This is a genomic window from Cytophagaceae bacterium ABcell3, from assembly GCA_030913385.1.
Lineage (GTDB): Bacteria > Bacteroidota > Bacteroidia > Cytophagales > Cytophagaceae > ABcell3.
In genome coordinates this window covers 2762319-2774363 of record CP133159.1, presented here as the reverse complement: position 1 = coordinate 2774363, position 12045 = coordinate 2762319, and the positions used below count along the sequence as shown (strand labels likewise).

Annotated in this window: 7 protein-coding genes; 2 read left to right on the top strand and 5 right to left on the bottom strand. The window is 38.1% G+C overall.

From position 1 onward, the window contains the following. Positions 1-252 precede the first annotated feature (252 nt). From RCC89_11280 to RCC89_11265, 4 genes are all read right to left on the bottom strand, one after another. Positions 253-1788, bottom strand: coding sequence for a bifunctional GNAT family N-acetyltransferase/carbon-nitrogen hydrolase family protein (locus RCC89_11280; GenBank protein WMJ73742.1), 1536 nt, complete (start codon positions 1786-1788; stop codon positions 253-255). Positions 1789-1852: 64 nt separating this feature from the next. Further along, positions 1853-3820, bottom strand: a complete 1968-nt coding sequence (locus RCC89_11275; protein ID WMJ73741.1) for an amylo-alpha-1,6-glucosidase — start codon at positions 3818-3820, stop codon at positions 1853-1855. Between the two features lie 107 nt (positions 3821-3927). Further along, entirely contained in the window at positions 3928-4806 is an 879-nt protein-coding gene (locus RCC89_11270) for a hypothetical protein (GenBank protein WMJ73740.1), read from the bottom strand. A 321-nt stretch (positions 4807-5127) separates the two neighbouring features. Next, positions 5128-5577 (bottom strand): hypothetical protein, encoded by a 450-nt coding sequence (locus RCC89_11265; GenBank protein ID WMJ73739.1) that lies wholly within the window; start codon positions 5575-5577, stop codon positions 5128-5130. Between the two features lie 416 nt (positions 5578-5993). On the opposite strand from RCC89_11265, the gene RCC89_11260 reads away from it, so the two are divergent. Next, complete coding sequence (locus RCC89_11260) at positions 5994-8207, top strand: bifunctional alpha,alpha-trehalose-phosphate synthase (UDP-forming)/trehalose-phosphatase (protein WMJ73738.1); 2214 nt, start codon at positions 5994-5996, stop codon at positions 8205-8207. 381 nt (positions 8208-8588) lie between these two features. On the opposite strand, the gene RCC89_11255 is transcribed toward RCC89_11260, so the two are convergent. Beyond that, on the bottom strand, positions 8589-10376 hold the full coding sequence (locus RCC89_11255; GenBank protein WMJ73737.1) for a glycoside hydrolase family 15 protein: 1788 nt from the start codon (positions 10374-10376) through the stop codon (positions 8589-8591). A 352-nt stretch (positions 10377-10728) separates the two neighbouring features. Here RCC89_11255 and RCC89_11250 point away from each other — a divergent pair, with 352 nt between their 5' ends. Next, a complete protein-coding gene (locus RCC89_11250) occupies positions 10729-11979 on the top strand; it encodes a competence/damage-inducible protein A (GenBank protein ID WMJ73736.1) in 1251 nt (416 codons plus the stop codon). Positions 11980-12045 lie beyond the last annotated feature (66 nt).

The following is a 12045-nucleotide window of genomic DNA, read 5'->3' as shown; positions in this document are numbered from 1 at the left end:
TCGGTTATTTCCTGTTTTTCTGTGTATAGTAAATTCAGAAGCTTTTAACCCAATATTTTTTTGGGGCTAGCCACAAGCGCACAATCTGCTTTATGGCCTTACATTCAAAGTATTCCAATACGTCTTTATGTAAGGCCATGCCTATCTAACACACTTGTGACTTTTTCAGCAGGCCCTAAATTATGCGTAGCCACAAGTCATACCTATGGCTACACATAGTTGTGACTTTTTTAGCCGGTCCTAATCAGCTAATCACTTTTTCAACCAGGTAATTTTATACAAGTCTGTTCTCCTGCTTTGGTGGTTAGTAACCGTACCCTGCGTCCTTAGTTTTTTCAAAAGGTCATAATCCAAGTCCACCACCAATGTGGTTTCTGCATTAGGTGTAGACTCTGCCACTATGGCGTCGTGAGGAAATGAGAAGTCTGAAGGAGAAAAAACAGCAGATTGAGAATACTGAATATCCATATTTTCAACACCTGGCAAATTGCCTACACTTCCAGAGACACAAACATAGCACTCGTTTTCAATAGCCCGGGCTTGTGCACAGTACCTGACACGGAGATAAGAATTTTTGGTATCTGTCCAGTAAGGGACAAAGATTATTTGGACACCTTGCTCTGCAAGCACTCTGGCGAGTTCTGGAAATTCAATATCATAACAGATAAGTATGGCGATTTTGCCAGAATCTGTATCAAATATCTTCAAGTTAGTTCCACCTTGCAGCCCCCAATAACTTTGTTCATCAGGAGTAACATGAAGCTTGTACTGAACGTCCCAAGTACCGTCTCTACGGCAAAGGTATGATACGTTGTATAGTCCATCTTCATCATAAGAAGGCATACTACCTGAAATAATATTAATATTGTAGGACAAAGCGAGGTTAATCATTTCCTCCCTAATTTGCTCAGTATATTCGGCCAAGGCACGCACCGCATCAGAAGCTACCTCCTGATTAAACTCAGCCATAAGAGGTGCGTTGAAAAACTCAGGAAAAATAACAAAGTCGGCTTTATATCCAGAAACTGTATCCACAAAAAACTCAATTTGCTGCATAAGCTCTTCCACAGAATTTACGCGGCGCATTTTCCACTGCACGACTCCTACCCTAACTACAGATTTCTCCCCACCTATCAGCTTTTCACCTTCTTCATAGTAAACATTGATCCACTCTAGCAGTGTAGCATAAGATTTTGATTCTTTGTCATCTGGAAGGTAATTGGTCAAAACCTTTCTAACGTGAAAGTCATTTGCCAACTGAAAAGTTAAGATCGGGTCAAAAACCTCTTTGTTCTTTACTTTTTCTATGTATTGCTTAGGGGTATATTCATGGGCATGCTCTTTATACCCCGGAATTCTCCCTCCTGCAATGATAGCACGTAAATTCAAGTTTTCACACAACTCTTTTCGTGCATCATACAGCCTCCTGCCAAGACGCATACCTTGGTAGGCAGGATGCACAAACACATCTATACCATACAAAGTATCGCCTTCTGGGTCATGGTTTTTCAAGGTACCATTGGCCGTAATTTCTTTATATGTATGCTTATCTCCATAGTCAGCATAATTGACAATAAGACTAAAGGCTGCCGCTACCAGCTTCCCATTGTCTTCAATACAAATCTGACCTTCTGGAAAGTATTTTAATTGAGATTTCAACTCTCTTTTAGTCCATGCTCCGCCTGCATTGGAATATACCACTTCCATGATCTCTCGTATTTGATCATAATCATCAATAGTAATATTGCGGAGATGTAATTTGTGTTCTGACTCTTTCTGCTTACTCATTTACTGTGTATAAAAATCTAACTAAACAAATATTAAAAGTTGGGAATAGCAACTCAAACCATTACTACCCTTGTTCAGGCTTAACGTCTTCTATATACGCCCTCAAAACCTCTGCCACGCCCCATGCTTGGGCAATACAGCCTTTTGGTTGATAAGGATATTCGCCATCAAAAATCTCAGAAACATTGCCTACGCCAGCATCAGAAAGGTGTGCAGCAAAAACCTTTAGCAAGTCCTTAACATATTCTTTGCCTTCTTCCCCTTGCAACCTGACCTTAGCGGTCATATAAGGCCCCAATAGCCATGACCACACTGTCCCCTGATGGTAGGCGCCATCTCTAGCAAGCAAATCACCTGTGTATAACCCTTTGTATTGTATATCTTCTGGCGAAAGACTTCTCAACCCAAGAGGGGTAAGCAAATGTTCTTCAACAATTGTCAATATCTGGTTGGCATGGTCGTCTTCTAACAAAGTATATGGAAGACTAAAAGCAAAAATTTGGTTAGGCCTTAAAGATTTGTCTTTTTCTTCACCATTTACATAATCATATAAATAGGGTATTTCGTCTGACACAAACGTATCAAGAAAAGCATTTTTAACTTTATGAGCCTTCTCTTCAAAGACCTTAGCCTCTTCATACTCCCCGTTCCCTAAAGTCAACTCTTCCAAGATCTTTAGTGCATTGTACCAAAGTGCGTTTATTTCCACAGCCTTACCAATACGAGGCGTAACTACCCATCCCCCGATTTTTGCATCCATCCAAGTCAATTGCACGCCGTCTTCGCCAGCATAAAGAAGACCGTCTTTATCTACATAAATGTTATATCTTGTTCCGTTTTCATGATACTGTACAACATCTTTTAATACAGGCAGAAGGTCATTATAAACAAAGTCTTTGTCACCAGTATAGTCAAGGTACTTTTTAATGGCCACAAAAAACCACAACGTGGCATCAACAGTGTTATACTCCGGCTCTTCTCCTGAGTCAGGAAACCTGTTTGGGATCATGCCCTTGTTTACGAACGAAGCAAAAGCTTTCAATATCTTTTTAGCGTCATCATGCCGCCCTGTTACGAGACATAAGCCTGGTAAAGAAATCATAGTATCGCGCCCCCAGTCAGAGAACCAATGATAACCAGCCATAATGGTCATTAAATCAGTCCCTCTTTTAACAAGGAATTGATCTGCTGCAAGTGCTAAGGTATCAGCCAAACTGTCTCGTACTGGCATCTTATCAAGCAGCCCCAACCTTCTTTTCTTTTCTTTTTCAATAAGCTCAAAACCGTCTAAACCTTGGGGTTCTTCTGTAGAAATAATAATGCAAAACTTATCTTTCCCATCTGTTTTATACAGAAAATTCCCATAACTGAAGAGGTCTTCATTATACTGCATCCCCCTATCCTTTTCCTGGCTATACTCAAAATCTACCAACCACCTGGGATCAAATCGGAAATAAGCATTTTTAAGTTGAACATAGGTTGGAGGGCACCCCTGGTACCCTTTCATCATTAAGGTATCATTGCCCACTACAGGGTGTTTGTCAATATGGTCGTTGGCGCGAACCAAGCTGTGGTAATCACGACAAGCTACATAAGGCTTAAGGTCAAATTCTAGATCTTTAGGGGCATTGTGCAGTTCATAAGTAACAACAGCCGTATTTGTTCCATATATGAAAGCTATTGTTTTCTTTATTTCAAAATTATCTATGCGATAATAGAACTCTGGGAAAATATCTTTTTTGAACTTATATAAGTACTGCGTCCCTTCGTCACAAAGTTTACCCGAAAAAAGATTGACATTCAAATCATACTTCTTCCCACCAAAGGAAATAAACTCATCTATTTTAGACAGCAATACTGTTCTTTCAACCGGAGGCTTGGTCGCTACTGTAAAAAGGCCATGATAACTCCTGGTATTGTTTAATGTAATAGAGCTGCTCATGAAGCCACCCAAACCATTAGTTTCTAGCCATTCTATTAAGGAGGATTTCTCGAAATCCTGAATTACATGCTTATCTATTTCAATTGTCATCTCAAAAAAACTATCGTAAAAAAACGTATCTAAAAAAACCACTTCATCTATACGTACGAAATGGTTTTAATGCTGTGAAAATAGGTATTTTTTTAACAATAATAAGTTTATTTATACCATCTTCTGTGCAAAGCTTTTATATCATCTACAAGGTTTTGCTGTAGAGGCAAGTACTGTTCCGAGTACATAATAAAGTCATCTAAGTGACTCAAAGAGCTAGTTCCGCCGATAATAGTTTTACATTTAGGCTGAGTAAGTAAAAAACGAACACTTAACTCCAAGAGGTTTTTGCAATCAGACTTATCTAATACTTTAGTCACTTCTTTCTGGTCATAAGTAACTGTATGCGTACAGGTAACATCATCTCTCATATTGGTTACATAGGGCTCTGGGAACAAACTACCAATTGGGCGGAGCGCAAAAATGCTGGCCTCTTCATATTGCTCAATTTCATCAAAAAGCAAATTGTCAACCTGCCGCTCTACAAGGTTATAATAAAAGACAAAATTTTTAAACAACCTCTTCCTAACTGCATAGACGCCACTTTCTGCAAAAGAAGAAAAAACCTCCATAGCAGCCTCACGAATCAAGCCTTCTCTTTGCAGATCATTGAACTTTTCAGCCACAGGCCCATTTTGTTCAAAGTCCAATACAAATGGGGATTTATCTTCCCTTTCGGTATAAAGCTGTGCAACATTAATAAATTTCAGATTTAGGACTTTAAGAGCTTCATAAACGTCCTGTTCCATAATTTCAGGGTCGTCGGCACGAATGCGCACAATACATCCAGGAATATCGCCTCCCAACCCAGCGAACACCTCTCCTAGCACTTGGAAAGACCGACCCTCCTGAAAGTCTCTGGAAGCATGAATCCACAAGTCATGTTCCAAGGCCGTTTCTATGAGGTTATGGTCATTTGCAGGATTGCTCAACGGCTTGCCCACAGACAATGTTCCGAATGTATAATTTTTAATATTTCCATCCATACTATCTCCATTTCCCAATTGATAAATCCTAAAACACAAACCATTGCAACTTAAATCACAAGACGCTTATATCTATAACAAAAATCTTGTACAGTTTATCCGCAAACGGCGTTAACTACTATCTTAAACTTATAGGATAGTCTATTGTTGGAGTATTTTTAAGCTTTATGGAAAAGAGGGTTAGAAAAACTATGCGAGAACAACAAGACACAAAGAAAATGTCCTAAAAAAACTAGGTTTCACTCAAGACTAAGATTATGAGCTCTTCTAAATTAAAATCAAAAGCCAGCTAAGTTATTATCTGAAGTAGGTTTTAAAAAGCTAAGGAATATGTCCGGCCCTATCGCCAGAATACCAAAAACGGTCTGTAAGTTCCAGCAAAGCTTCATGCGAGATCGTCTCAAACTCCTCTGTATAAATTTTTATATGGTCTGCTTTAAAAAACAAGCTTCCTCCAGTAAAACCATTCAAACAGTTCCCATATATTTTAATGTATCCATCTTCTTCAATCTCTACACTTAATATATCAGGTTTCACCCTGGCGATTTCTTTCATAGAAGTCAAAACAATGCTTTCATCGTCCCAAGGTATAAAATAAATATCCTGGACATTTTTTAAGGTTCCATAAAAGTTTTTAAAACAAGGGTCAATAATATTGGCAAGATATGAACATTCGATCTTGAAGTTTATATCATTATGGTGCACAGAAAGCTCTTCAAATATACCTTCCATAAAAATTGCAAGCACGTCGCGAATGACTTCAGATTTCATATCATAAAAATTGTTTTTAATATTAATCCAAATTGCGAAAAATTGTTATCAAAACCGTATACTTTTTACACAACCCAATATCCATTATAGGAGTATATAAATAAGTAGTTGCGAGGATTTATAGCTGCATAAACCTGAAATAAACAATAGAACTTTCTAATACGTGACGAAACTATCGCATAATTCAGGATAATGAAATTGCCCAAAACTTAGTCTTTTACATCACTACCACCATTACACACTAGTAATCAAAGACATAGTTTTACAGGTTTCATATTTTCTAAAAAATGCTATATTTGCAATAGCTAACTATTCTCATCAAAGCAAAACTATTCTACAGTTTTAGGGTTATTAGCAAGATTAATAACCTAGTAGTTTATTAATAATTTTTACCCGATTTATTATTTTTCTTGAATATGTCAAAAACCATAATTGTTTCAAACCGATTACCTCTGAGTATTCAGAAAAAAGGCGACAAGCTGATTTATGCAACAAGTGCGGGAGGTCTTGCAACTGGTTTGGGTTCTATTTATAAAGAAGGAGATAATGTATGGATTGGATGGCCAGGCATATATTTAAACAAAACCGAAGAAAAAGAGGAGGTACGCAAGGAGTTGGCCAAAGAAAGCATGGCACCTGTTTACCTTACCAAAAACGATATTGAAAAGTTTTATGAAGGTTTTAGCAACAGTACATTATGGCCTCTTTTTCACTATTTCCCATCTTATACTATTTTCAGTGACGATTATTGGGATACCTATAAAAAAGTCAATATTCTTTTCTGCAACGAGGTACTGAAGTATGCCAATGACGATGATGTGATATGGATACACGACTATCAGTTGCTGTTATTGCCTAACCTTATCAGAGAACAGCTCCCCAATGCAACTATTGGCTTTTTTAACCATATACCGTTTCCTTCTTACGAAATTTTCAGGGCACTACCTTGGAGAAAAGAACTTTTGCGCGGAATGATTGGCGCTGACCTTCTTGGGTTCCATACCTATGATGATGTTAGGCACTTTTTAAGTTCTGTAAACCGAATTATAGGGATAGACAATAAAATGGGGCAACTCAGGGTCAACGACCGGGTGTGCCAAGTCGACTCTTTTTCTATGGGTATAGATTATGAAAAGTTTGCCAAAGCTGCAGAATCTGAGGAGTCCATAATAGAAGTAGAAAACTATAGAAAGATCTTAGGCGATAAAAAACTGATTATTTCTATAGACCGCTTGGACTATTCAAAAGGAATTCCTGAGCGCTTAAAAGCTATTGACTTATTTTTTGAGAAATACCCTGAGTACAGAGGAAAAATATCATTTCTAAAGGTAATTGTTCCGTCAAGAGACAAGGTAGATCTTTATAAAAAATTAAAAATAGAAATTGATGAACTGGTAGGGCGAATCAATGGAAAATATGGTCGGATCAACTGGCTACCTATCCACTATTTTTACCGCTCATTCCCTTTCCACACCCTATGTGCATTCTATAACATGTCTGACATTGCACTTGTAACACCATTGAGGGACGGAATGAACCTGGTGTGCAAAGAGTACATTGCCAGTAAAACTGACAAAACCGGGGTTTTAATACTCAGTGAAATGGCTGGGGCTGCCAGGGAGCTTTCCGAAGCTTTGATCATCAACCCTAATGACATTCAGGAAATGGCTGACACCATTCACAAAGCCCTAAAAATGCCGAAGGAAGAGCAAATAAGAAGAAATGACGATTTGCAGCACATCATAGAACGGTATGATATCCATAACTGGGTACAACTATTCATGAAAAGCTTAAGAACGGTAAAAGAGAAACAAAAAGAGATGTCGGTAAAAAGACTTACCGCAGACAAGCAAAAGAACCTCATAGACCATTACATAAGCGCCGATAAACGTATTTTGTTGCTCGACTATGACGGAACGCTAATGCCATTTAGCTCTAACCCTGAAAAAGTAAAGCCAGATGAGGAAATCAAGGCCCTCCTAAAGCGACTGTCTGAGGATGAGAAAAATAAAATCGTTATCGTCAGTGGCCGCAACAAGGATACGCTAGAAAAGTGGTTAGGAGACCTAAATGTAGACATGATCGCAGAGCATGGTGTTTGGCTGAAGGAGAACAGGATGTACTGGAGTTTGTTTGACTACATTACTGACGAATGGAAGCATGAAATACGTCCTATACTAGAACTATATGTCGACAGAACCCCAGGTACTTTTATTGAAGAAAAAGATTACTCGCTAGTTTGGCATTACCGTAAAGCTGACAACACTTTAGGTGAACTAAGGTCTAGGGAACTGGTAAATCACCTTCAATATATAACGACCAATATGCCTATAAGAATCCTCGAAGGCAACAAAGTCATTGAAATCAAGAACGCAAGCATCAATAAAGGCAAAGCGGCCGTACGTTGGCTGCAAGAAGGACACGACTTCATATTTGCAGCAGGCGACGACTGGACGGACGAAGATACTTTTGAAGCAATGCCGGAGTCTTCATTTACACTGAAAGTTGGATTCAGCCCTACCGTGGCAAGAAACAATATTGCCTCTCACCATGAAATGAGAGACTTATTTAAAGAAATGATTATCGCAGGTGATAGTGTGCCTAAGGAGAATGAGGTAGAAGAACAATAGAAGATAAGAGCATGTTAATGAACCTGCTGAAAAACCACAAGTGTGTGTGTAGCCACAAGCCAAGTTTTGTTTTTACACATACTTGTGGTCTTATTTAAAGATTTAAGACTTCAAAAAGTTAGGCATAGCTTGTGACTTTTACTGCTCAAATTACAGAAATAAAGGAATGATAGAAAAAACCTTTCACAACTATACCTTGTAAATTTTTTAATATCAACAAATCGATATTTTGGGATCTTTTGTCCCATCGTATGATAAAAAAGCCATAGTGTATACACATTATGGCTTTTTTATTTTTAGCAGCAAGGTGACCTTACCGCTACCATCTATGAAATCTTAACCTGAAATATGCAACAGGTTTAACTTTGCTATTATTAATCTTTAAGACAAAAATGTAGGGCGGTCAAGCTTTTTCGCTATACGGAAAGCAGCGTTAAGCTGTCCTACGTGACTATAAGCTTGAGGGAAATTACCCCATTGACTACCTGTAGAAGCTTCCACATCTTCTGCCAAAAGACCTAAATGGTTTTGATAAGCTAGAAGTTTCTCAAATTCCTTCATAGCGTCATCTATTCTTCCAACACATGCCAATGCTTCTACATACCAATAAGCACATATCAAGAAGGTTGATTCTGGGGCACCAAAATCATCTTCATGTTTATACCTATAGAACAAGCCTTCAGGGGTTCTCAACTCTTCCTCCATCCTCTTAAGGTGCATTTTGGCCTTTTCAGATGTAGGGTCAAGGTAGTTCATAGTAATGAGCTGCAAGCAACTGGCATCTAAATTAGAAGTACCTATTGCCTGGGTGTACACGCCCCTTTCAGCATCATAGCAAGCTTCAATTTTATCCTCAGCCGCTTTTTTTAACCTGGTAGCTGTTTCAATAATTCTTTCATTCTTGAAATATTTACCAATTTTCAAAGCCGAGCAAGCACCAGCCCAGTGAAACAAGAATGTGTAACAATGCTGTTGCGCAAAGTGACGGAACTCCCATAGACCGGCATCTGGTTCGTCCATCGTATCCTCAATTTTCTTTAAGGTATGGTGAACAAGACGTTGTGAGTAATATTTGCCTCCATCAGAAAAACGGGTATCCACATACAATGGTAACAATGCCACCAGCACTTGTCCGTAAACATCATTTTGGATATGTGTATAAGCATCATTACCGACCCTCACCGGTGTATTGTTCTCCAAATACCCCTTCAAGTCCATCTCTCTTTCAATGAGGTCTTTTTTACCTGTTATTGAATACAGTGGCTGATAACGATCTTCCTCGTTAATGGTAATATTTTCTATATAATGGAAATACCGCTCTAGCTCTTCAAAATGTCCCACATTATGAAAAGCCGTAAGTATATAAAAAGTATCTCTTAACCAGCAGAACCTGTAATCCCAGTTTCTACCTGTACCTGGGTACTCAGGCAAACTGGTAGTTCCTGCCGCAATAATTCCACCGGTATCTTCAAATTGATGAATTTTCAAGCATAAAGCTGATCGGATAATCTGATTTTGATAAAAAGTGCCGATACTGGTACTTTTCACCCAATCTTTCCAGTAACTGGTAGTTTTACGCAAAAACTCTTCAGCCGTCTCTTCCAAAGGAGCTTCTAAAGGTATTCCATAGGTAAGCACAATGTATTTAGGCTCATTCAGCACAAAAGACTGCTCATCCATTATAAAATTTAATGGAATGTTTGTTGTAAGCCTTACCTGCTGATTGAGGCCCATATACCTAATATGACTGCTTCCTTGGTAAACTTCAGGTTTCAAGCTCCCATATTCACCTACAGGGCTACAGTTAACTTTTACCCGTGGAGTTCCAGCCAGTGGTTCAATTTTTCTTACAAGCATTAACGGCTTGTAATTTCTGTTAAACTGAAAAAATCTAGGTGCAAAATCTGTTACCCTAAATTTTCCTTCGGCAGAATCAAATTCTGTATGAAGTATATTTGTATTTTCTTCATAATATTGCTTGTTCTCGTATGTTTCAGAATGAGGCCTAATAGAGAACTCGCCACCTTTTTCCTTATCTAAAAGGCTACCAAAAATGAAACTGCTGTCAAACTGAGGCCAACAACACCAAACTACATTAGCAGTCTTATCTATATGGGCCATATAGGCACAGTTACCGATGATTCCGATATCGTACGTATGCTTACTCACTTCATCAAAAATTTATGTGAAAAATCAGTTTAATATACAAACCACTAAAAAAAGCTTCTGTTTGTCAAATTGCAAATTAATTAAAAACTTTTAAATTTTCCTTTTATTACAGCAAATCTAGGTAATATATTTCATTAAAAACAAAAGTGGCATATTCCATGTTCAACTTGTAATTACCCTATTTGTTTATTAGTAAATTCTCTGACAAAAATGAAAGCATTGGTTTGATCTTGTTTTTTTAAAGCCCTATATATAAACATTAATGGAGTTTCTGGCAAAAGCAAGAAAAGTATTAACATCATAGCATACTTTCACTTTTTCTACATATATTTCCGCATTCAAAAGGTTAACAATGGATTATTCTGCTGAAATAATAACAATAGGTGATGAAATTTTATATGGAGAAATTATAGACACCAATTCTTCATGGCTAGCCTCTGAGTTAAGCAAGTTGGGGCTATCTGTTAGAAAAAAAGTTTCAGTGGGCGATAGCCTAAAAGAAATACTTTCTACTTTAACTGAATCTGTAAAACAGTCAAACCTCATCATTATAACAGGTGGATTAGGCCCTACAAATGATGATGTTACCAAAAAAGCTTTGTGCGACTTTTTTGACACTCGGTTAAAGCCGGATGACCAAACACTTCAAAACCTAGAAACATTTTTCAGCAAAAAAGGCAGGGTATTAACAGAAAGAAACAAAGAGCAAGCATTAGTTCCTGAAAAGAGTCAAGTACTTCACAATCACTGGGGAACAGCACCTGGACTTCTATTTGTTCAAGATCACCATCTGATAGTTGCGCTCCCAGGGGTGCCAATTGAAATGAAGAATATTTTCAACGAACACCTCGTCCCTATTATCAAAAAGAAGTTCAATACCCCATATATTATTCATAAAAATATTAAAACTGCGGGCTTGGGAGAGTCATGGCTTGCGGATCTGCTAAAAGATTGGGAAAAGGCGCTTCCTACAAATATCAGCCTGGCCTACCTGCCGTCACCAGGACAAGTAAAACTTAGGTTGACAGCAAAAGGTGAGGACAAACAGGCATTAGAAAACCATTTAGAAGAAGAAGTGGCTAAATTGAGAGAAATAGCAGGAAAATATATCTTTAGCTACGACTCTGAAAACCTGGAATTGATTGCAGGAAAACACCTACAAAAAAGGGGCTTATCGCTGGCTACAGCAGAAAGCTGTACAGGAGGCTACCTAGGGCACTTGATTACCAGCGTACCCGGGAGTTCAGAATGGTACAAAGGCGGTGTTATTGCTTATGAAAACACCATCAAAAATGCTATTTTGAGCGTCGACAACAAAACTTTAAACATTTTTGGCGCCGTTAGTGAGCAAACGGTAAAAGAAATGGCCGAAGGGGTACGAAAAATAACCAATGCAGATATCGGTATTTCGAGCAGTGGCATTGCTGGACCTGGCGGAGGCACCATAGAAAAACCTGTCGGAACTGTTTGGCTATCTATAGCCGGCCCCAAAGGAACTATTTCAAAAAAGTTGACGCTTGGTACAGATAGAATTTATAATATTGAAGCTTCTGGAACTGCTGCCTTAACTTTGCTTTTAGAAAACTTGAAAAAAATAACCTAATCATATTTTATAGGTTTCTTTGAAAAAGATCAAAACAGTAATAAGGCTTTTTTAGGAAGAAACATT